22 protein-coding genes and 1 other annotated feature are annotated in these 20,527 nt (G+C 55.0%); of the genes, 6 read left to right on the forward strand and 16 right to left on the reverse strand.

All coding sequences use genetic code 11. From position 1 onward, the window contains the following. The first annotated feature begins 57 nt into the window (after nt 1–57). Nucleotides 58–624: an acetate uptake transporter gene (gene satP / locus L466_RS02245; RefSeq protein WP_020882542.1), complete on the forward strand. Its 567-nt coding sequence runs from the start codon at nt 58–60 to the stop codon at nt 622–624. Here satP and L466_RS02240 read toward each other — a convergent pair. From L466_RS02240 to tal, 3 genes are all read right to left on the reverse strand, one after another. Next, nucleotides 601–1,923, reverse strand: a complete 1,323-nt coding sequence (locus L466_RS02240) for an MFS transporter (RefSeq protein ID WP_032681686.1) — start codon at nt 1,921–1,923, stop codon at nt 601–603. The genes satP and L466_RS02240 overlap by 24 nt on opposite strands. Nucleotides 1,924–2,045: 122 nt before the next feature. Continuing rightward, nucleotides 2,046–2,633, reverse strand: coding sequence for a molybdopterin adenylyltransferase (gene mog / locus L466_RS02235; RefSeq protein WP_020882540.1), 588 nt, complete (start codon nt 2,631–2,633; stop codon nt 2,046–2,048). A gap of 111 nt (nt 2,634–2,744) precedes the next feature. Next, the gene (tal, locus tag L466_RS02230) at nt 2,745–3,698 is read right to left on the reverse strand and encodes a transaldolase (RefSeq protein WP_014168563.1); all 954 of its coding nucleotides are present in this window, start codon (nt 3,696–3,698) and stop codon (nt 2,745–2,747) included. Nucleotides 3,699–3,960: 262 nt separating this feature from the next. Here tal and L466_RS02225 point away from each other — a divergent pair, with 262 nt between their 5' ends. Together L466_RS02225 and yaaA are read left to right on the forward strand one after the other, a co-directional pair. Beyond that, on the forward strand, nt 3,961–5,391 hold the full coding sequence (locus tag L466_RS02225) for an alanine/glycine:cation symporter family protein (protein WP_032681687.1): 1,431 nt from the start codon (nt 3,961–3,963) through the stop codon (nt 5,389–5,391). 66 nt (nt 5,392–5,457) lie between these two features. After that, a complete protein-coding gene (gene yaaA, locus L466_RS02220) occupies nt 5,458–6,228 on the forward strand; it encodes a peroxide stress protein YaaA (RefSeq protein WP_032681688.1) in 771 nt (256 codons plus the stop codon). 34 nt (nt 6,229–6,262) lie between these two features. On the opposite strand, the gene L466_RS02215 is transcribed toward yaaA, so the two are convergent. The 7 genes from L466_RS02215 to yjjY form a co-directional block, all read right to left on the reverse strand. Beyond that, nucleotides 6,263–6,562 (reverse strand): DUF2502 domain-containing protein, encoded by a 300-nt coding sequence (locus tag L466_RS02215; protein ID WP_032681689.1) that lies wholly within the window; start codon nt 6,560–6,562, stop codon nt 6,263–6,265. Between the two features lie 211 nt (nt 6,563–6,773). Beyond that, a complete protein-coding gene (thrC, locus tag L466_RS02210; protein WP_020882536.1) occupies nt 6,774–8,060 on the reverse strand; it encodes a threonine synthase in 1,287 nt (428 codons plus the stop codon). 3 nt (nt 8,061–8,063) lie between these two features. Then, the gene (thrB, locus tag L466_RS02205; RefSeq protein ID WP_014168558.1) at nt 8,064–8,993 is read right to left on the reverse strand and encodes a homoserine kinase; all 930 of its coding nucleotides are present in this window, start codon (nt 8,991–8,993) and stop codon (nt 8,064–8,066) included. Between the two features lies 1 nt (nt 8,994). After that, nucleotides 8,995–11,457, reverse strand: a complete 2,463-nt coding sequence (gene thrA, locus L466_RS02200; protein ID WP_014168557.1) for a bifunctional aspartate kinase/homoserine dehydrogenase I — start codon at nt 11,455–11,457, stop codon at nt 8,995–8,997. A gap of 24 nt (nt 11,458–11,481) precedes the next feature. After that, nucleotides 11,482–11,599 (reverse strand) — a sequence feature (Thr leader region). After that, nucleotides 11,538–11,606 (reverse strand): thr operon leader peptide, encoded by a 69-nt coding sequence (thrL, locus tag L466_RS23365; protein WP_015572623.1) that lies wholly within the window; start codon nt 11,604–11,606, stop codon nt 11,538–11,540. (Overlaps the previous feature by 62 nt.) Nucleotides 11,607–11,817: 211 nt before the next feature. After that, nucleotides 11,818–12,504, reverse strand: coding sequence for a tRNA/rRNA methyltransferase (locus tag L466_RS02195; RefSeq protein WP_032679596.1), 687 nt, complete (start codon nt 12,502–12,504; stop codon nt 11,818–11,820). Between the two features lie 399 nt (nt 12,505–12,903). Beyond that, nucleotides 12,904–13,044 (reverse strand): YjjY family protein, encoded by a 141-nt coding sequence (gene yjjY / locus L466_RS23770; protein WP_001541509.1) that lies wholly within the window; start codon nt 13,042–13,044, stop codon nt 12,904–12,906. A gap of 95 nt (nt 13,045–13,139) precedes the next feature. Here yjjY and arcA point away from each other — a divergent pair, with 95 nt between their 5' ends. Then, nucleotides 13,140–13,856 carry a two-component system response regulator ArcA gene (gene arcA, locus L466_RS02190; protein WP_003856501.1) on the forward strand — a complete coding sequence of 239 codons (717 nt, stop codon included), beginning with the start codon at nt 13,140–13,142 and terminating at the stop codon, nt 13,854–13,856. Between the two features lie 42 nt (nt 13,857–13,898). On the opposite strand, the gene creD is transcribed toward arcA, so the two are convergent. From creD to creA, 4 genes are read right to left on the reverse strand one after another with little or no spacing between them, the layout of a single operon-like run. After that, complete coding sequence (gene creD / locus L466_RS02185) at nt 13,899–15,251, reverse strand: cell envelope integrity protein CreD (protein ID WP_032681690.1); 1,353 nt, start codon at nt 15,249–15,251, stop codon at nt 13,899–13,901. A gap of 56 nt (nt 15,252–15,307) precedes the next feature. Next, nucleotides 15,308–16,732, reverse strand: coding sequence for a two-component system sensor histidine kinase CreC (creC, locus tag L466_RS02180; protein ID WP_032681691.1), 1,425 nt, complete (start codon nt 16,730–16,732; stop codon nt 15,308–15,310). Continuing rightward, entirely contained in the window at nt 16,732–17,421 is a 690-nt protein-coding gene (creB, locus tag L466_RS02175; protein ID WP_014168553.1) for a two-component system response regulator CreB, read from the reverse strand. Before creB ends, creC begins: the two co-directional genes overlap by 1 nt. Before the next feature lie 14 nt (nt 17,422–17,435). After that, a complete protein-coding gene (gene creA / locus L466_RS02170) occupies nt 17,436–17,906 on the reverse strand; it encodes a protein CreA (RefSeq protein WP_014168552.1) in 471 nt (156 codons plus the stop codon). A gap of 211 nt (nt 17,907–18,117) precedes the next feature. Between creA and robA the strand changes: the two genes are divergently transcribed. After that, entirely contained in the window at nt 18,118–18,987 is an 870-nt protein-coding gene (robA, locus tag L466_RS02165) for an MDR efflux pump AcrAB transcriptional activator RobA (RefSeq protein WP_014168551.1), read from the forward strand. On the opposite strand, the gene gpmB is transcribed toward robA, so the two are convergent. Continuing rightward, nucleotides 18,984–19,631: a 2,3-diphosphoglycerate-dependent phosphoglycerate mutase GpmB gene (gpmB, locus tag L466_RS02160; protein WP_014168550.1), complete on the reverse strand. Its 648-nt coding sequence runs from the start codon at nt 19,629–19,631 to the stop codon at nt 18,984–18,986. The genes robA and gpmB overlap by 4 nt on opposite strands. Nucleotides 19,632–19,681: 50 nt before the next feature. On the opposite strand from gpmB, the gene yjjX reads away from it, so the two are divergent. Then, complete coding sequence (yjjX, locus tag L466_RS02155; RefSeq protein WP_014168549.1) at nt 19,682–20,197, forward strand: inosine/xanthosine triphosphatase; 516 nt, start codon at nt 19,682–19,684, stop codon at nt 20,195–20,197. On the opposite strand, the gene trpR is transcribed toward yjjX, so the two are convergent. Then, nucleotides 20,188–20,517 (reverse strand): trp operon repressor, encoded by a 330-nt coding sequence (trpR, locus tag L466_RS02150; RefSeq protein ID WP_020885267.1) that lies wholly within the window; start codon nt 20,515–20,517, stop codon nt 20,188–20,190. The genes yjjX and trpR overlap by 10 nt on opposite strands. Nucleotides 20,518–20,527: the final 10 nt, after the last annotated feature.

The raw sequence follows: 20,527 nt of genomic DNA on the forward strand, positions 1-20,527 counted from the left end.
AGAACTGACGCGGGTTTAACCATTTCACCATATTAATGATGATTTTTTTGAGGACTTATGGGCAACACTAAGTTGGCTAATCCGGCTCCGCTGGGCCTGATGGGTTTTGGCATGACCACTATCCTGCTGAACCTGCACAACATCGGGATGTTCCCGATGGATGGCATTATCCTGGCGATGGGCATTTTTTACGGCGGTATCGCGCAAATCTTCGCGGGCCTGCTGGAATATAAGAAAGGCAACACCTTCGGCTTAACCGCATTTACCTCTTATGGTTCTTTCTGGCTGACCCTGGTCGCGATCCTGCTGATGCCTAAAATGGGCCTGGCAGATGCGGCAAACGCACATTTCCTGGGCGTTTACCTTGGTCTGTGGGGCGTCTTCACGCTGTTTATGTTCTTCGGCACCCTGAAAGGCAACCGCGCACTGCAGTTTGTTTTCCTGAGCCTGACCGTGCTGTTCGCCCTGCTGGCGATCGGCCACCTCGTGGATAACGAAAGCATCGTGCATATTGCCGGCTGGATTGGTCTGGTGTGCGGCGCAAGCGCTATCTACCTGGCAATGGGTGAAGTGCTGAACGAGCAGTTTGACCGCACCATCCTACCGATTGGTGAAAAACACTGATCCATCTGTCGTGTCCGCCTCGCGGGCACGACATCCCTGTTTCTGCCGAAGCCAAATGCCTAACACTAGCCCCATCACCGACAACGCGAGCACATACCAGGCGGGTGCCATCGGGGATACTCCCATCAACACCGTGACCGCAATCGGCGTCAGCCCGCCAAAGATGGCGTAAGAGACGTTATAGGAGAAAGAGATCCCGGTGAAGCGGACCTCTGGTGGAAAAGCTCGCACCATCACATACGGCACTGCACCGACAACCCCCACGCACAGCCCGACCGTACCGTAGAGCAGGAACAGCTGTTCAGGATGGCTGCCTGCCAGGTGGTAAAACGCCCAGCTCGACGCAGCCAGCAGCAGGCTGCCGATGATGAAAGTCAGGCCGGCACCGATACGATCAACGGCCAGCCCCGCGGCCAGACAGCCAAAGCAGAGCATAATGGTGGCGATACTGTTTGCCTGCAACGTTACCGCCGGCGCAAAACCGTACTGCTTTTGCAGCCATACCGGAGACATTAAGATAACGACCACGATGCCCGCCGACAGCAGCCAGGTGAGCAGCATCGACACCACAACCGCGCTTCGGTGGCGCACCACCACGGCTTTTACCGGCAACTCCTGCGCCAGCGCCTTGCGCTGCTGCATCTCAAGGAAAATGGGTGTCTCCTGCAGCCAGCGGCGAAGATACATCGCCACCAGGCCAAACGCCCCGCCGAGCAGGAACGGTACGCGCCATCCCCAGTCGTGAACCGCCTGTTGCGTCATGCTGGTATTCACGATAGTGGCCACCACTGAACCGAGGAGGATACCGACAGTCAGCCCCGCCGTTAAGGTTCCACAGGCGATGCCGATGCGGCGCGCCGGCACATGCTCCGCCACAAACACCCAGGCCCCCGGCACTTCGCCGCCAATTGCCGCCCCCTGAAGAATGCGCATCAGCAACAGCAGCAGCGGAGCAACAATGCCCATTGAGGCGTAAGTGGGCAGCAGACCAATGGCCAGCGTCGGCACGGCCATCAGTAAAATGCTGAGCGTGAACATCTTCTTACGCCCGACCAGGTCACCAAAGTGGGCCATCACAATGCCACCCAGCGGTCGTGCCAGATACCCGGCGGCAAAAATGCCGAAGGTTTGCACCTGGCGCAACCACTCCGGGATATCTGCCGGGAAGAAAAGCTCCCCCACCACGGCGGCGAAGAAGACGAAGATGATAAAGTCGTAAAACTCCAGCGCACCGCCTAAGGCCGCGAGCGTGAGGGTTTTATAGTCCTGTCGATTCAGAGGTCGGGTGTTATGTGACATAGCGAACCATTTGGCTTGTGTTGTGGATTTATTTTTACAGCAAACGTAAAGAAAAAATTACTATACCGTAAAACCCTTACCACGCTACCGTCGCTTCAGCTAATGTCACATATTGATTAATTTCAGGAGATTGTCTCGCGACGAGCGTTTTTCGGACGAAAAGCTGCTACCACTTTCTCATCGGTCTCCACATACGGACCGTCAAGCAACTGTATACAATACGGTACACTTGCAAAAATCCCGTGCACGATCACGCTGCCATCTTCCGCTTTCAGTCCTTCAAGCGTCTCTTTGATGGACTTCGGCTGGCCCGGCAAATTCAGAATCAATGCCTGCTTGCGGATTACCCCGACCTGACGGGAGAGGATCGCCGTCGGGACAAAGTGTAGACTGATCTGGCGCATCTGCTCACCGAAGCCAGGCATCTCACGATCGGCAACCGCCAGCGTGGCATCCGGAGTGACGTCCCGGCGCGCAGGCCCGGTGCCTCCCGTGGTCAATACCAGGTGGCAGCTCATCTCATCCACCAGCTCACAGAGTGTCTGTTCGATAATGGGCTGTTCGTCAGGGATCAGGCGGGTCTGGATCTCAAAGGGGGTTGTCAACGCACTGCCCAGCCATTCTTCCAGCGCGGGGATGCCTTTATCCTGATAAACACCGCTGGAGGCGCGGTCAGAAATCGACACTAAGCCGATGCGTAAGGTATTCATATCCATTCCATTCAAAAAAGTACTGATTAAAGGGAATGATACACGCAGAGGGGAAATTCAGACAGAGTACGAAAGAAGTAGCGTGACCGGGAACCCGGTCACGCAGAATGATTACAGCAGGTCGCCGATCATTTTTTCCAGTTTTTCCTGGTCGATAGCAAACTTACGGATACCGTCCGCCAGTTTATCTACAGCCATTGGATCCTGGTTATGCTGCCACAGGAACTCAGATTCAGTGATGCGCTCCGGACGCGCTTTCACTTCACCGGTGTAGGACAGTTTACGCTCGATAGCACCTTCGCTTTCAGCCAGCTCTTTCAGCAGTGCCGGGGCGATGGTCAGGCGGTCACAGCCAGCCAGTTCGATGATTTCACCTACGTTACGGAAGCTTGCGCCCATCACCACAGTCTCATAACCGTGCTGTTTGTAGTATTCGTAGATTTCGGTCACGGAAACGACGCCTGGATCTTCAGATGCCGCGTACTCTTTCTTATCCGTGTTGGCTTTGTACCAGTCCAGAATACGGCCAACGAATGGAGAAATCAGGTATACGCCGGCTTCCGCACATGCACGCGCCTGTGCGAAGGAGAACAGCAGCGTCAGGTTACAGTTGATACCGTCTTTTTCCAGCTGTTCAGCTGCACGAATACCCTGCCAGGTTGACGCCAGTTTGATCAGGATGCGGTCATTGCTGATGCCGGCATCGTTGTACATTTTGATCAGACGTTTTGCTTTGGCGATAGACGCTTCGGTGTCGTAGGAGAGACGTGCGTCAACTTCGGTAGAGATGCGGCCAGGAACCAGTTTCAGAATTTCCAGACCAATGTTCACGGCCAGTTTATCAGTGGCATCAACAACCTGCTGCGCGCGGTCGTTGCTCTGTGCTTTCGCCCAGGTCACTGCGTCGTCAATCAGTTTGCGATACTCAGGGATCTGTGCGGCGTTAAGGATCAGAGAAGGGTTGGTGGTGGCATCCTGCGGCTGGTACAGCTTCATTGCCGCGATATCTCCGGTGTCAGCTACGACAGTGGTGAACTGACGAAGGGAGGTCAATTTATCCGTCATGATAGTGTTTCTCTTTTAACGTGCCCTGGATAATTCACGCTACCGACAGCATGCCTGCAGCGGAAAAATGACAGGTTTACTTGTTAGGGGGATGTAACCGGTCTGCCCTGATGATAACACGACGGAGGGGTAGCGCAACCGCAGACAGTGCGCTTAGACAGAGTATGATAAACTCAGAATATTAACAGGCTGCTAAGTAACAGCATGTCCAATCAGTGGTAGCGCTTACATATTCATTTTGGCATCAACAAGAGGGACGTTAATGCCTGATTTCCTTTTCTTTATTAATGAAGTCCTTTGGGGTTCGATAATGATATACCTGCTGCTGGGTGCAGGTATTTGGTTTACGCTACGCAGCGGGTTTATCCAGTTTCGTTATATTCGCAAATTTGGCAGAAGTCTGAAAAACAGCGTCACGCCCCAGCCGGGCGGATTAACCTCTTTCCAGGCCCTCTGCACCAGCATTGCCGCACGCCTCGGCAGCGGTAATATGGCAGGGGTAGCACTGGCCATCAGCGCCGGTGGCCCGGGCGCCGTTTTCTGGATGTGGGTCACGGCGCTTATCGGGATGGCCACCTCCTTTGCCGAAAGCGCCCTCGCCCAACTCTACAAAGAAAAAGATAAAAACGGACAGTTTCGCGGCGGCCCGGCCTGGTACATGGCGCGTGGCTTGGGAATGCGCTGGATGGGCGTGCTGTTTTCGCTGTTTTTACTGCTCGCGTACGGTCTGATTTTCAATACCGTTCAGGCGAATTCTGTCGCCCATGCTTTGCGCTATGCCTTTGCATGTCCGGAGTGGATCACCGGGCTTGTTTTAGCCCTCTGTATCCTGCTGACGATTTCGACCGGCCTAAAAGGTGTCGCCCGCCTGATGCAGTGGCTGGTGCCGGTCATGGCGCTGCTGTGGGTTGCCGCCAGCCTGTTCGTCGCCGCACGGCATATCGAGCAGGTGCCGGAAGTGATTGCAACCATCTTCAAAAGCGCATTTGGCTGGCGCGAGGCGGCATCAGGCGCACTGGGCTATACCTTCAGCCAGGCGCTGATGTCGGGCTTTCAGCGCGGAATGTTCTCCAATGAAGCCGGTATGGGATCAACGCCCAATGCCGCAGCCGCCGCCGCGTCCTGGCCGCCCCACCCGGCGGCACAAGGCATTGTTCAGATGATTGGCGTTTTTACGGACACCATTATTATCTGTTCCGCCAGCGCCATGATCCTGCTGCTGGCCGGTCCGGTACCTCACTCATCGGAAACAGCCGGCATACAACTGCTTCAGCAGGCACTGGTGAATCTGACGGGCGGCTGGGGAGCCGGGTTTGTCTCGCTCATCCTGCTGTTATTCGCCTTCAGCTCGATTGTTGTGAATTACCTCTACGCCGAAAATAACCTTATTTTCCTGAAAGTGGACTCCCGCCGTATGATCACGCTGCTGCGCCTCGGGGTGATACTGATGGTGTTAGCAGGTTCGCTGCTCAGCATGCCGCTGGTCTGGCAACTGGCGGATGTCTTTATGGCGCTCATGGCCATCACTAACCTGACGGCGATCCTGCTGCTCTCACCCGTGGTTACGCTTATCGCACGGGACTATCTTCGTCAGCGCAAACTGGGCGTACCGCCGGTCTTTGATGCCTCGCGTTATCCCGACATCCAGGCGCAAATTGCGCCCGGCACCTGGGATGATTTGCCACGGCAATAACAGCTATCGATCAATTGAGGGCGATTTTTTGCTAAAGTCGCTCTAAATTTCCTGCAAGGACTGGATATGCTGATTCTGATTTCACCTGCTAAAACGCTCGATTACCAGAGCCCGCTCGCCACCGAGCGCTATACCCAGCCTGAACTGCTGGACTATTCGCAACAGCTGATTCACGTCGCGCGTAAGCTCTCTGCGCCACAAATTGCCTCGCTGATGAGCATCAGCGACAAACTGGCGGATCTTAACGCGACCCGTTTCCACGAGTGGCACCCGGACTTCACGCCGAACAACGCCCGCCAGGCGCTTCTGGCGTTTAAAGGTGATGTGTATACCGGCCTGCAGGCGGAAGATTTTAGCGAAGCCGATTTCGACTTCGCCCAGCAGCATCTGCGCATGTTGTCAGGTCTGTACGGCGTGCTGCGCCCGTTGGACCTGATGCAGCCGTATCGTCTGGAGATGGGTATCCGCCTGGAAAACCCTAAAGGCAAAGATCTGTACCATTTCTGGGGCGATATCATCACCGACAAACTGAACGCTGCGCTGCGTGCTCAGGGCGATAATGTGGTGATCAATCTGGCCTCCGATGAATACTACAAATCGGTGAAGCCGAAAAAGCTGGATGCGGAAATTATCAAGCCCGTTTTCCTCGATGAGAAAAACGGCAAGTTCAAGGTCATCAGCTTCTACGCCAAAAAAGCGCGTGGGTTGATGAGCCGCTACATCATTCAGAACCGCCTGACGAAGCCGGAGCAACTGACCGGCTTCAACAGCGAAGGCTACTTCTTCGATGAAGAAGCGTCAGGGAAAGGCGAACTGGTGTTTAAGCGTCACGAGTAGTAAAACAAACCCCGCCAGATGGCGGGGTTTTGTATTAATGGTGTTTCCAGTCCGGGCCAGGACGCGGGTCGTCGTGACGATCGTGATGGTGGTCATCATGATGACGATCGTGATGCTCGTCATGTGGGCGCCAGTGATTATCGCGCCAGTCATAGTGAGCCTTCCACCAGTCATGGTCGCGCCAGCGACCACCATCCCAGTAGTGACCACGATTATCCTGATCGCCAATCTGCAGTTTTACCGCAGGGACGAGGGTGATTTCAGAGGCCTGAACCGCCATCGGAGCGACCAGCATCATTGAAAGCACCAGCAGAGCAGATTTCAGTTTAGACATAGGTGACTCCTTATTCATTTACCCGATGTGGGCCGATGTAAGGAGAATACGTGAGGAGGACGGGGGATGTTATTCTCTGCAATCCTAATCGCTAAGTGACCGCATTTATTGGGAATTTCTGCTTTTTTACTGCTATTTTCCTCCTTAATTTCTCCATAAAAAAAGCCGGGTAAGTTTTACCTTACCCGGCCTGCATAGGGTGACAGAACCGTTATCCGCGCGTCATCATCAACTTACGCAGCGCGGCGAAATCCGCGGGCAGTTCATGCGAAAGCAGCGGCAGATCCGCACGCTCGGCCAGCTCTTTTGGCAGCGGCAGCGTTTCACCCAGAATCACTTCCACGCTCTCTTTGAACTTCGCCGGATGAGCCGTTCCCAGGAACAGGCCATACTCCCCCGGATTCAGCTGATCGCGCAGCGCACGGTAAGCGATCGCCGCATGCGGTTCAGAGGTGTACCCCACCGCTTTCAGCTCACGCAGGGTGGCTTTGGTGGTCTCATCCGTCACCGCGGCGTAACCCAGATCGCCCAGACGCCAGACCTTACGGCGGAACAGCTCTTCCACACGCGGCCAGTTGTTCGGCTGGCTTACGTCCATCGCATTCGAAAGCGTCGCCTGCGTGGCGTTCGGCGCCCATTTACCGTCTTTCAGGAAGCGCGGCACGGTGTCGTTGGCGTTGGTGGCGGCGATAAAGCGTTTTACCGGCAGGCCGAGCGATTTCGCCAGCAGGCCCGCCGTCAGGTCACCAAAGTTGCCGCTTGGTACGGAGACGACCAGCTGATTGCGCGCCTCCTGTGGCAGCTGTGCAACCGCTTCGAAGTAGTAGCAGATCTGCGCCAGCAGACGGCTGATGTTAATGGAGTTCGCCGAGTTCAGACCCAGCGCCACTTTCAGCTCTTCATCATCGAAGGCCTGCTTGACCAGCGCCTGACAGGCATCGAAATCGCCGTCAATCGCCACGGTTTCAATGTTGCCCCCGAGCGTACAGAACAGTTTTTCCTGCAGCGGACTGATTTTGCCTTTCGGGTAGAGGATCACCACGCGAACGTTCTTCAGACCGTAGAACGCATGGGCAACGGCCGCACCGGTATCGCCGGAGGTCGCTGTCAGAATCGTTACCGGTTTGTCGCCGCTGATGTGAGTCAGCATCTGCGCCATAAAGCGGCCACCGAAGTCTTTAAACGCCAGGGTTGGACCGTGGAACAGCTCAAGGCAGCCGACATCCGGCTCAACCTGCTTAACCGGTGCCGGGAAAGCGAACGCTGCACGCACGCGCTCTTCCAGCAGCTCCTGCGGGATTTCATCGCCGATAAAGGCAGAGAGAATTTTAGTGCTGCGGGTGACAAAATCCTGCTTCAGCAGTTCATCAATGTCGGTCAGCTGAAATTCCGGCAGGTCATGGGGGAAGAACAGCCCCTGATTTTTGCCCAGTCCCTGAGTCACCGCCTGCGCGAAGCTGACCTGCTCGTTATGATCTTTAAGGTTGTAGAGTTTCATTCGTTATCCCAGTACTCGTGCGCCAGCCGTGTCCAGACGGCAAATATGAACAAAGCCTTCCTGATTTTGCAGGTAGTGTTTAGAGAGCCAGTCCGCCACGCGCTGCGCCGTGTCTGGCTTATCGCACAGGGCGAACAGCGTCGGGCCGGAGCCGGAGATACCGCACGCCAGTGCGCCGGTATCCATTGACGCCTGTCGCGCCTCGTTAAAGCCAGGCAGCAGCTTAGTGCGGTACGGCTCGGCGATAACGTCTTTCATTAATTTTGCTGCCAGCTGCGGCTGACGGGTGTAGCAGGCGTGAATAAAGCCGGCCAGATGACGTCCGTGAGCGATACAGTCCTGACGACGATACTGCGCAGGCAGGATCGCACGCGCTTCAGCGGTGGATACCTTAATGCCGGGATAGGCCAGCACCCACAGCCACTCATCAAACCCTGGCACCTGCTGGCTGATGATGCCATTTTCTTCAATCATCAGCTGCATACCGCCGAGGAAGCAGGGGGCGACGTTGTCATAATGAATGCTGCCGGAGATGCGCCCTTCCAGCTCGCCCATTAACCCGAGCAGACGGTTATTATTCAGTGGCTTGCCGCAGTGCTCATTCATAGCCACCAGTCCGGCGACCACGGAGCAGGCGCTGGAACCCAGACCAGAGCCAATCGGCATACTTTTTTCCAGCGTCATGGCGACCGGCACATTTTTGCCGATCTCCTGACAGAACCGCTCCCAGCACTGATAAACGATATTCTCGCGCGGGTCTGTCGGCAGTTTGCTGGCGAAGCGGCCCACGTTATTCAGGCTAAAGCTCTCTGCCGCTTCAACCGTTACCGTATCGCCCAGCAGCGAACCATCCACCGGCGTCACCGCCGCACCCAGCACATCAAATCCGACGCTCATGTTGGCGCTGGAAGCCGGGGCATAAACTTTCACCATGTTAAACTCCTAACTTCCATGACAGGGTACGCAGCAAATCGGCAAATACACCCGCCGCGGTAACATCATTCCCTGCGCCATAGCCGCGAAGCACCAGCGGCAGTGGCTGATAATAGTGGCTGTAAAACGCGAGGGCGTTTTCGCCGTTTTTTACTTTGAACAGCGGGTCGTTGCCATCCACTTCAGCAATCTTCACGCGGCACATACCATCGTCTTCAATATTGCCAACATAGCGCAATACCTTACCTTCATCACGGGCTTTCGCAACGCGTGCGGCAAAGGCGTCGTCTAGCTGCGCTAAATTGGCCATAAAGGTGTTCACGTCACCGCTGTCGTCAAACCCGGCAGGCAGAACAGGCTCAATCACGATATCGGAAAGCTCCAGCTCACGGCCCGTTTCACGCACCAGTATGAGCAACTTACGCGCCACATCCATACCGGAGAGATCGTCTCGCGGATCCGGCTCGGTGTACCCCAGTTCACGCGCGGCACGGGTCGCTTCCGACAGGCTCATGCCCTCATCCAGCTTGCCGAAGATAAACGACAGCGAGCCGGAAAGAATGCCGGAGAAACGCTGCAGTTCATCCCCCGCGTTCAGCAGGTTTTGCAGGTTCTCGATCACCGGCAGGCCCGCGCCCACGTTGGTGTCGTAGAGGAACTTACGCCGTGACTTGCTCGCCGCCAGACGCAGCTGGTGATAGTAATCCATCGACGAGGTGTTGGCCTTTTTGTTTGGCGTCACCACGTGGAAACCTTCGCGCAGGAAATCGGCGTACTGATCGGCCACCGCCTGGTTCGAGGTACAATCGACAATGACCGGGTTAAGCAGGTGATACTCTTTCACCAGACGGATTAACCGGCCCAGATTAAAGGGCTCTTTGGCATCATTCAGCTCAGCCTGCCAGTTTTCCAGGTTCAGGCCATGAACGTTGGTCAGCAGCGCTTTTGAGTTCGCGATACCGCACACGCGCAGATCAATGTGCTTTTTCTTCAACCACTCCTGCTGACGCTTCACCTGCTCCAGCAGCGCGCCACCCACACCGCCCACGCCAATCAGGAACAGCTCGATCACCTGATCGGTGTTGAACAGCATCTGATGAACCACGCGAACGCCGGTTGTCGCATCGTCGTTGTCAACGACCACCGAGATTGAACGCTCAGATGACCCCTGGGCAATGGCCACAATGTTGATGTTGGCCCTGGCCAGCGCGGCAAAGAATTTGGCCGAGATACCGCGCAGCGTACGCATACCGTCGCCCACCACCGAGATAACCGCCAGGCGTTCCTGGATAGAAAGCGGCTCCAGCAGCTCTTCTTTCAGCTCAAGGTAAAACTCTTCTTCCAGCGCACGACGGGCGCGCAGGCAATCCCCCTGCGGTACGCAGAAGCTGATGCTGTATTCAGAAGAGGACTGAGTGATCAGCACAACCGAGATACCGTTGCGGGACATGGCCGCGAAAACGCGGGCCGCCATACCGACCATGCCTTTCATTCCCGGGCCGGAAACGCTGAACATGGCCATATTGTTCAGGTTAGAAATGCCTTTCACCGGCAGGCCGTCTTCATCGGTACTGGCACCAATCAGCGTGCCTGGCGCTTGCGGGTTACCGGTGTTTTTAATCAGGCAAGGGATCTGGAACTGGGCAATGGGAGAGATGGTGCGAGGGTGAAGAACTTTAGCGCCGAAGTAGGAAAGCTCCATCGCTTCCTGGTATGACATCGACTTCAGCAGCCTGGCGTCCGGCACCTGGCGCGGATCGCAGGTGTATACACCGTCGACGTCAGTCCAGATCTCACAACAGTCGGCGCGTAAACAGGCTGCCAGCACGGCAGCAGAGTAGTCGGAGCCGTTACGGCCCAGTACGACAAGTTCACCCTTCTCGTTTCCGGCGGTGAAGCCCGCCATCAGGATCATATGGTCAGACGGAATTTTGCTCGCGGCAATGCGACGGGTTGATTCGGCTATATCAACGGTAGACTCGAGGTAGTGACCCACTGCCAGCAGTTTTTCAACGGGATCGATAACCGACACATTGTGGCCACGCGCTTCCAGCAGGCCCGCCATGATGGCAATCGACAATTTTTCACCACGGCAGATTAACGCCGCGTTGATGCTGTCCGGGCACTGACCTAAAAGGCTGATACCGTGCAGCACGTGTTTGATTTGGGCGAACTCTTGCTCAACAAAGGATTTCAGCTGTGCGAGCGGGAAACCCGGCTGCGCCTCCGCCAGTCCCTGCAGCAGCTCAGCGAAGATACGCTCGGCGTCGCTCAAGTTCGGGAGTGCATCCTGGCCACCGATGGTCTTTTCAATCATCGCCACCAGGTGGTTGGTGATTTTTGCCGGGGCAGAGAGCACGGTCGCGACCTGCCCCTGCCTGGCGTTGCTCTCCAGGATATCGGCAACACGCAGAAAACGTTCTGCATTTGCCACTGATGTACCGCCGAACTTCAACACTCGCATGGTTCTACCTCGTTTCCTTTAGCCGAAAAAAAAGCCCGCACTGTTTGGGTGCGGGCTTTTTTCTGTTTTTCCTGTACGCGTCAGCCCGCATCATTTCCTGTGGTAATGATGATGGTTGTTGTAATGGTGGTGATGCTGATGCGTTTCATGGATGTTGTGTACTCTGTCATTATTATCTGTCTGTGCTGTATTCTTTTAGGGTTAAAGGATTGGGCACCTTAAGTCAATGAATTTTTAATTTGATCACAATTCGGGACGCTCTCACGTCCCGCTGCTTGCAGATTTATTTTCATCCGATTCCCCCAGACGCACCCCACCCAGACAGACGGATACGCCATAGTAAAAACTTATGACAGCATTTTACTCGGCCAATTTTTTTTCAATATCATGCAGCAAACGGTGCAACATTGCCGTGTCTCGCTGCTCAAGACGCCCAAGTCGCTGATGCAACCAGTCCGCCATTTTTTGATCTTCCGCGACACCGAGTTGTAATAACAGATGGTCAACGCGAGCGCGCAGCGCGGCCAGCTGGTTTTCATCTGCCCCTTCAGCCTGGGGTTGAGGAATTTGTATTAGGGAGGCTAATTGATAGCAATACACCATTACCGCCTGGCCTAAATTCAGCGACGGATAATCCGCCACCATCGGCGCACCGGTCAGGACGTCCGCCAACGCCAGCTCCTCGTTCGTCAGACCGGAATCTTCCCGCCCAAAGACCAGCGCGGCCTTCGTCAGCCACTGGCTTTTCTCCGTTAACATCGGCACCAGTTCCGCCGGCGTGGCGTAATAGTGGAACTTTGCCCGGCTGCGTGCCGTGGTCGCCACGGTAAAAGAAATGTCGTGCAACGCAGCGGCGAGCGTGTCGTAAGTGGTTATATTATCGAGAATATCCCCTGAACCGTGCGCCACCCAACGGGCCGCGGGCTCGAGGTGCGCCTGGCTGTCCACGATGCGAAGATCGGTAAAACCCATGGTCTTCATGGCACGCGCCGCAGCGCCTATATTTTCGGCTCTGGCTGGGGCGACCAGTACAATCGACAGATGCATTTATGCTCTCTTTTTAATCAGTTAGCGGGTAAAAATGTGATGCACTTCAACATATTACGCGGCGCGAATTTACAAAAATGCAACACAAATCACCGAAATAGCGTTTCAGAACAAATTAAAAACGCTAAACTATTTTGTGGCTGAACAATCAGTTAGAATGTTAACAGAAGGCTATTATCCTTATGTTTTATAATGGTAATGACCTCATGAATACTCTTTTCTGATTGGATTCGTATCGTTTATAAATCAAGGTACGCAACTAGTTGGTTTATTGAAAAATTGTGACAAAGGCTAGCATTCGGCTACGATGATTTCATCAAACTGTTAACGTGCTACAATTGAACTTGATATATGTCAACGAAGCGTAGTTTTATTGGGTGTCTGGTGTCACTTAGCCTGTTATGTTGCTGTTAAAATGGTTAGGATGACAGCCGTTTTTGACACTGTCGGGTCCAAAGGGAAAGTACCCACGACCAAGCTAATGATGTTGTTGACGTTGATGGAAAGTGCATCAAGAACGCAATTACGTACTTTAGTCACGTTAGGCCGGTCATGTTAATTTGCGACATGCATCAGGCAGGTCAGGGACTTTTGTACTTCCTGTTTCGATTTAGTTGGCAATTTAGGTAGCAAACATGCAGACCCCGCACATTCTTATCGTTGAAGACGAGTTGGTAACACGCAACACGTTAAAGAGCATTTTCGAAGCAGAAGGCTACGATGTCTTTGAAGCGACCGATGGCGCAGAGATGCATCAGATCCTTTCTGAAAATGATATCAACCTGGTGATCATGGATATCAACCTGCCGGGCAAAAACGGTCTTCTTCTGGCGCGCGAACTGCGTGAACAGGCGAATGTCGCGTTAATGTTCCTGACAGGCCGTGATAACGAAGTTGATAAAATCCTTGGCCTGGAAATCGGTGCGGATGACTACATCACTAAACCGTTTAATCCACGCGAGTTAACCATTCGTGCACGCAACCTGCTGTCCCGCACCATGAACCTGGGCACGGTCAGCGAAGAGCGTCGTAGCGTAGACAGCTACAAGTTCAACGGCTGGGAACTTGATATCAATAGCCGTTCACTGATTAGCCCGAACGGTGAGCAGTATAAACTGCCGCGCAGTGAATTCCGCGCGATGCTGCACTTCTGTGAAAATCCGGGCAAAATTCAGTCCCGTGCAGAACTGCTGAAGAAAATGACCGGCCGTGAGCTGAAGCCGCACGACCGTACCGTAGACGTGACCATCCGTCGTATCCGTAAACATTTCGAATCTACGCCTGATACGCCGGAAATTATCGCCACTATTCACGGTGAAGGTTATCGTTTCTGCGGCGACCTGCAGGAGTAATCCGGCAACTGAAGTAAAAAAACGGCGCTTTCGCGCCGTTTTTTATTTCCAGACTCGCATCGTACCCGCATCAGGTTCAACGGGGGGCACGGGACGCTTCGGCTGAGAGAGTGAATACCAGTCAAGGTGACGCGTCAGGTACATGACCGCAAACAGTGCCATCGCCAGTACGGCAGCTCCCAGCAGCAACGCGCTGTCCTCAGAACGCAGCAGGAACCACATCACGACATCCAGCCCCAGCAGCGCCAGAATAAACACCCCGCTTCGCCTCCAGCTTTTCAGTACCGCCTGCAGGTACACACCATTCATCATCGCGCCGACAAGGCTTGCAATAATCCAGGCCGGCGTAAACCCGACATGCTCAGACAGGGCAAGTAAGACGAGATAGAACAGGACCAGCGACAACCCCACCAGCAGATACTGCATTGGGTGCAGACGCAATCCGGTGAGGGTTTCGAACACGAAGAAGGCCATAAACGTCAGGGCAATCAGTAAAATAGCGTATTTGATCGCGCGGTCTGTCAGCTGGTACTGATCCGCTGGCGTGGCAACCGTCACGCTAAAGGCCGGGATAGAACTCCACTCCGGTGACTCGCCCTCGGCAAACCAGCTTTGCATGTTGTTAGCAAACCAGCTGCTCTGCCAGTTTGCCTGGAAACCAGACTCGCTAATCTGATGTTTAACAGGCAAGTAGTATCCCATAAATCCCGGGTGCGGCCAGTTACTGCTCAGCGTCATTTCACTGTTACGCCCGACCGGCACCACCGCAAAACTGCCCGTCCCTGCCAGGTTAAACGACATATCAAGGGCGAGCGTTTTCGGCTCAAGGGCTTTATCACTCAGCGGAATATGAATACCGGCAAGTGTGCCATACACGCCGGTTCCCGGTTCTACGCTGAGCGCCTCACCGTTGATTTTTGCGACCTTCACCGTACCAATGCCCCGGGCATCACCCACGCCAATCACCAGGAATGGCTGCCCCAGCGTCATGGTTTCGCCCTTCAGCTGCGCCATTTTCTCCGTCGAAAACTGCGCTTTTATTTTGAGATCGGTGTTCCAGATTTGCCCGTCATAAATACCGATGCTTCTGGACTCCACGTGCTGATTTCCCTCAACGAGCAGAGATTCCGGCAGGATAAAGTGCAGGTAGCTTTTTTTGTATTCGACCTTTTTCTCATCCTCAAGTTTGTAAAAAACCTCGGTGACAGGAATGGCAATCAGCGGTCCTACCAGCTTTTGCGGCCCGCTGGTGCTTTGGCGAAGCGAGTGTTCAACATCGTTACGGTAGCTCTCACGCTCCGAAATCAGGTTACTGACCATAAAGAGCGGGACTAACAACAGCAGAATGCACCCCAGCAGGGTGCTTACTTTCCAGAACAGGGGGGATTTCATCATTACGTCTCCTTTGTGATGTGGAGAGCGTACCGGGGCTATGTGGGGCCAGTTTGAAGTTATGTGAAGTGACGGTGAAGTGTCAGCGTGGCTTTCACGCCGCCTTCTGGTTGGTTATGCAGAGCAATGTCCCCCTGATGCAGACGCGCCACCTCCTGCACGAATGCCAGACCCAGCCCGCTGCTTTTCAACCCGTTCTCGCGGGGGAGCGAGTAAAAACGTTCAAAAATACGCGCCATGGCATAGTCCGGTATCCCGCTTCCGCTGTCGCTTACGGTAAGCCGGATCTCGGTTGGCGTCTCCTCGGCAGCCAGCTGAAGCGTCCCGCCCTGCGGGGTAAAATCGATGGCGTTATCCAGCAAATTGCCCAGCGCCTGTTCAAGCAGCTCGGGGTCGCCCTGCACCTGCAGCGAAGTGGGCTGGCAGGTCAGGATGATATTTTTCGCCGTGATAACGGCGGAGCGTGAATCCGCAAGCCGTGAAAACAGCGTGCTGATACTCACGCTCACCGGCTCTATCTCTACCCGGTTTTCAAGACGCGCCTGAGAGAGCAGTTTTTCCACCAGCGACTGCATACGCGCGTTTTGCACCAGAATATTATCGATAAACCGCGCGGCCACCGCCGGCGGCGGCTGCTCATTAAGGATCTCTGCCGCGCCGCGGATTGCCGCCAGCGGGCTTTTGAGTTCGTGAGTAAGCGCATGCACATAATGCTCGATGTAATTCTTACCCTCGAGGCGAATGCGCATATTTTCCAGCGCCTGCGCCAGCTTTCGTAGCTCACTGCTGCCGGGGTTAGGCAGCGGGAGAGGCGTGTCCGTGGTCACCGCATCGGCGTAGCGCGACAATCTGCCAATGGAACGATTGATCCATCCCGCCACCAGCAGACCAATCAGCAGGGCAATGCCGAGCAGCGCCCCACCCGCCCACAGGATCCGCCGCTCGCTACGGTGAATAACCGGTGCCATGGCGCTGTTAGGTTTTCCGACCGACAGCACGCCGATAATGTTGCCCCTGTCCATGACCGGTGCGGCAACATACATCACCGTACTTTCCGGATCGTCAGGGTTGCTCTGGGTGCTGCGCGCGCCATATTCCCCGCGAAGCGTCAGCCAGACGTCATTCCAGCGGGAGTAGTCTTTTCCTACCGCCAGGCCCGCCGAATCAAACACCACCTTGCCCGTGGCATCGGTCATGTAAACGTGGTACTCGTTGCGGACTTTATGAATGCCGCCAATGTTGGCGCGAAACGGCCGCTGATGGAGCCGTGAAAAGGCCTGCGCCAGCTGGCCCTCCTGCGGATTGCCTGCGAGCAGGTCGTCTCGCCCCACTTCCGCCAGCAGGGTCGCGGTGTCAATCAGCGTGCCTTCGGTGGCTCTGCGCACGCCGGGCTTGACCTCCTGCACGAAGATAGACAGCACAAACCACGCGGCGATAGCGACAATCAGGAAATAGCCCAGCAGCAGACGCATGCCAATACGCATTAATAAAGCCCCAGACTGTAACCCATCCCGCGATGGGTACTGATGGGCGAAAGCCCGTCATTGACCGCGCGCAGCTTGGCGCGCAAGGTTTTGATATGCGTATCCACGGTACGATCGAAGCTATCGCCGTCTTCGCCCCACACTTTGTCCATAAGCTGCTGGCGAGAAAAGACCCGGCCCGGCGCCTGCAACAATGTTTTGAGCAGCAGGAACTCGTAGCGCGTGAGCGGTAAAGGCTCCCCATACCAGCTGATTCTGGCGGCGGGTTCGTTCAGTTCAAACTGCCCGATACGCACGATCTCGGCGGGGGCGGTGGATTTTTGTAACCGCCGTAGAATAGTCCTCACCCGGGCACAGACTTCACGCGGGGAGAAGGGTTTAGCGACATAATCATCCGCGCCCATCTCCAGCCCGAGCAGCTTATCCACCTCGTCACTTCGCGCCGTCAGGAAGAGGATCGGCAGTGACGGATGCTGCGCCAGAAGCTGACGGCAGAGTTCAAAGCCGCTGATGTCAGGCAACCCGACATCCAGAATCGCCAGCGCGGGGACCTGCCGCCGCGCCTCTTCCAGTACCGGTAACCCACGCCCGAAAGCCTTCACCGCAAACCCCTCCTGCTGAAGCATGTAGAGTAGCGTGTCGGCGATACTGATTTCGTCCTCAACCAGCCAGACCAGAGGTTGCTGCATGATTCATCCCTGAATTAGTGCCACGGCATGATCGGCACGGCGCTGATGGCGTTTTTCGGTGAACCTTCAACCACTTTGTCGGAATAGGCCAGATAGGCGAGCGTGTTGCGTTTGGCATCATAAAAACGCACCACCTGCAGCTTTTTAAACACTAGCGAGGTCCGTTTCTGGAAAACCACGTCGCCCTGCGCTTTGCCGTTTTTGATTTTGTCACTCAGCTCCACAGGACCGACCTGCTGGCAGGAGATTGCCGCATCGGAGGTATCTTCAGCCAGCCCAAGCCCGCCTTTAATGCCCCCGGTTTTCGCCCGACTAACGTAGCAGGTGACGTTTTTCACGTCCGGATCGTCAAACGCCTCCACCACAATCTTGTGGTCCGGGCCGAACACTTTGAAAACGGTATCGACAGAACCAATCTGTTCCGCCTGCGCGGCGTGCCCCACCGTCAACATCAGGGCAGTGAAGATCAAAGTCTTGTATTTCATATTGTTACCATTTTTAAGAATTACGCTGAGCGATTATTCAACACTGTAGACAAAAATGTAGCAAGATCACAGGATTAGAATATATTCACCCAAAACGAGGAACAAAAGGCATTAATGAGCAAAAAAAACACTGAATGCTAAAACATCAAAAAATGCTATTATCCGCTAACCTGTTATCAGGCACCTGCTGTTTTAAGGATGAGGATAGTATATGGATCAGGCTGGAATTATTCGCGACCTGCTCACCTGGCTGGAAGGTCATCTCGACCAGCCTTTGTCACTGGATAATGTGGCGGCTAAAGCAGGCTATTCCAAGTGGCATCTGCAAAGGATGTTCAAGGATGTCACCGGTCATGCTATCGGGGCCTATATCCGCGCACGTCGTCTGTCAAAATCAGCGGTGGCATTACGCCTGACCGCGCGGCCGATTCTGGATATTGCACTGCAATATCGTTTCGACTCGCAGCAAACCTTTACCCGCGCCTTTAAAAAACAGTTCTCGTTAACGCCAGCGCTCTATCGCCGCTCGCCTGACTGGAGCTCGTTTGGCATGCGTCCGCCGCTGCGTCTGGGCGAGTTTGCAATGCCGAAATATGAATTTATCACCCTGCCAGAAACGCACCTGATTGGTACGACGCAAAGCTACTCCTGTTCGCTGGAGCAGATTTCCGAATTCCGTCATCAGATGCGCGTTCAGTTCTGGCGCGACTTCCTGAGCCATGCACCGGCGATCCCGCCCATCCTGTATGGTCTCAACGAAACGCACCCAAGCCAGGAAAAAGACGACGAGCAGGAGGTGTTCTACACCACCGCGTTAACGCCAGAGCTGGCGAATGGCTATATTCAGGGTTCAAAGCCCGTGGTGCTGGAAGGCGGCGAATACGTGATGTTCGCTTATGAAGGGCTGGGAACGGGTGTACAGGAATTTATCCTGACCGTTTACGGAACCTGCATGCCAATGCTGAACCTGAATCGCCGTAAAGGTCAGGATATTGAGCGCTACTATCCGGCAAGCGATGCTAAACCGGAAGAAGGCCCAATCAATCTGCGTATGGAATTCTTAATTCCGATACGTCGTTAACGCTGAAGTTCGTCAAGTGCAGGGGCATCAAGATGCGAAATGTCCCCTGCCATCTCTACGACCCAACCTGACGCCAGCCACGCGCTTTCCTGATAGTCGATACGGGAAATAGAGCAGTTGCGCAGACGCAAACGGCGCTCTGCATACGCAGGTAACCCCAGAATCGTGCTCACCAGGCAGCCCAGCGCAATACCGTGACTCACCAGCAGCGGACGGCTCCCGGCCGGAAGCTTCAGGCATTCCGCCAGCGCGGCATGCATACGCACGCTCAGCTCCTGCATGGATTCGCCTTCCGGAATACGGCCATCTTCGGTGCCGTTGACCAGCGTGCGACGCCAGCCCTCTTCCGTTTCCGTCAGCGTATCAATATGCCGTTTTTCCAGCACGCCCATATCCAGCTCGCGCAGACGCGGCTCGATCATGACATCACAACCACAGGCATCGGCAATGATGCGCGCCGTCTGCTGTGTGCGACCTAAGTCGCTGGTGATAACATGCGTAATGCCCAGCGTTCTGGCGCGTTCTGCCACCTGCCACGCCTGCTGCACACCCTTTTCAGTAAGAGGACTGTCTGACTGGCCTTGAATACGTCGCTCGGCGTTCCACTGCGTCTCACCGTGGCGAACAAGGTATACCTGTAACATGCTTTTTTTCCGTTATACTGCGATGAGTTTTTTTTGAATCGAGCTTAATTATGCACCATGTTGTCTCTGCTACCACCAATCCTGCCAAAATTCAGGCAATTCTAAGGGCATTCGAAGAGATTTTCGGCGAAGGATCCTGCCATATTGATGCCATCGGCGTCGAGAGCGGCGTGCCTGAACAGCCATTTGGCAGCGAGGAAACGCGCGCTGGCGCACGAAATCGCGTGGCAAACGCCAGGGCTGCCGCACCGGATGCTGACTTCTGGGTGGCAATTGAAGCGGGTATCGACGAAGGCGCGACGTTCAGCTGGGTGGTCATCGAGAACCGTGAACAGCGTGGAGAAGCGCGTTCAGCAACCCTGCCGCTGCCAAAAATCATTCTGGAAAAAGTATCCGCGGGTGAAGCGCTCGGGCCGGTGATGTCTCAGTACACCGGCATCGATGAAATTGGCCGCAAAGAAGGCGCGATTGGCGTCTTTACCGCTGGCGCACTAACGCGTTCAGGCGTTTACCACCAGGCGGTGATTCTGGCCCTGAGCCCGTTCCATAACGCGATTTATCGCTGAGCGCCCAGCAGCACAGACTCCAGCCACTGACGCAGCTCCACCGGTGCGGATTTCAGGCTGTTCGATCCGCGGGTGATCGTTGCGATACCCGCGCCCAGCTCATTTTTGAGCTCACGCTGGCTCATCTCACCGCGCAACAGCTCTTCGATGATCCGCACGCGTGTGCCCAGGGCTTCACGCTCATCCGGCGTCAGCATCAGCTGCAATAAAGGCAAATGCAGATCCTGGTCATAAGACTGGCGGAGCAACTCCACAAAACGAAGCCACTCCTGATGACGTTGTTCGGCCATTGCCGAGGAATACGGGGAATGCTGGGTCATGTTATGCCGC

The organism is Enterobacter sp. BIDMC 30, from assembly GCF_000534355.1.
GTDB classification, from domain to species: Bacteria; Pseudomonadota; Gammaproteobacteria; order Enterobacterales; family Enterobacteriaceae; genus Enterobacter; species Enterobacter ludwigii.

Bases quoted from the DNA above. Each gene is read 5' to 3' on its own strand.
- robA (WP_014168551.1), top strand. From the start codon at position 18,118: ATGGATCAGGCTGGAATTATTCGCGACCTGCTCACCTGGCTGGAAGGT.
- gpmB (WP_014168550.1), bottom strand. From the start codon at position 19,631: ATGTTACAGGTATACCTTGTTCGCCACGGTGAGACGCAGTGGAACGCC.
- creD (WP_032681690.1), bottom strand. From the start codon at position 15,251: ATGATGAAATCCCCCCTGTTCTGGAAAGTAAGCACCCTGCTGGGGTGC.
- L466_RS02215 (WP_032681689.1), bottom strand. From the start codon at position 6,562: ATGTCTAAACTGAAATCTGCTCTGCTGGTGCTTTCAATGATGCTGGTC.
- yjjX (WP_014168549.1), top strand. From the start codon at position 19,682: ATGCACCATGTTGTCTCTGCTACCACCAATCCTGCCAAAATTCAGGCA.
- thrB (WP_014168558.1), bottom strand. From the start codon at position 8,993: ATGGTGAAAGTTTATGCCCCGGCTTCCAGCGCCAACATGAGCGTCGGA.
- satP (WP_020882542.1), top strand. From the start codon at position 58: ATGGGCAACACTAAGTTGGCTAATCCGGCTCCGCTGGGCCTGATGGGT.
- mog (WP_020882540.1), bottom strand. From the start codon at position 2,633: ATGAATACCTTACGCATCGGCTTAGTGTCGATTTCTGACCGCGCCTCC.
- thrC (WP_020882536.1), bottom strand. From the start codon at position 8,060: ATGAAACTCTACAACCTTAAAGATCATAACGAGCAGGTCAGCTTCGCG.
- L466_RS02240 (WP_032681686.1), bottom strand. From the start codon at position 1,923: ATGTCACATAACACCCGACCTCTGAATCGACAGGACTATAAAACCCTC.
- L466_RS02195 (WP_032679596.1), bottom strand. From the start codon at position 12,504: ATGCATCTGTCGATTGTACTGGTCGCCCCAGCCAGAGCCGAAAATATA.
- creC (WP_032681691.1), bottom strand. From the start codon at position 16,732: ATGCGTATTGGCATGCGTCTGCTGCTGGGCTATTTCCTGATTGTCGCT.
- creB (WP_014168553.1), bottom strand. From the start codon at position 17,421: ATGCAGCAACCTCTGGTCTGGCTGGTTGAGGACGAAATCAGTATCGCC.
- trpR (WP_020885267.1), bottom strand. From the start codon at position 20,517: ATGACCCAGCATTCCCCGTATTCCTCGGCAATGGCCGAACAACGTCAT.
- yaaA (WP_032681688.1), top strand. From the start codon at position 5,458: ATGCTGATTCTGATTTCACCTGCTAAAACGCTCGATTACCAGAGCCCG.
- tal (WP_014168563.1), bottom strand. From the start codon at position 3,698: ATGACGGATAAATTGACCTCCCTTCGTCAGTTCACCACTGTCGTAGCT.
- arcA (WP_003856501.1), top strand. From the start codon at position 13,140: ATGCAGACCCCGCACATTCTTATCGTTGAAGACGAGTTGGTAACACGC.
- creA (WP_014168552.1), bottom strand. From the start codon at position 17,906: ATGAAATACAAGACTTTGATCTTCACTGCCCTGATGTTGACGGTGGGG.
- thrA (WP_014168557.1), bottom strand. From the start codon at position 11,457: ATGCGAGTGTTGAAGTTCGGCGGTACATCAGTGGCAAATGCAGAACGT.
- L466_RS02225 (WP_032681687.1), top strand. From the start codon at position 3,961: ATGCCTGATTTCCTTTTCTTTATTAATGAAGTCCTTTGGGGTTCGATA.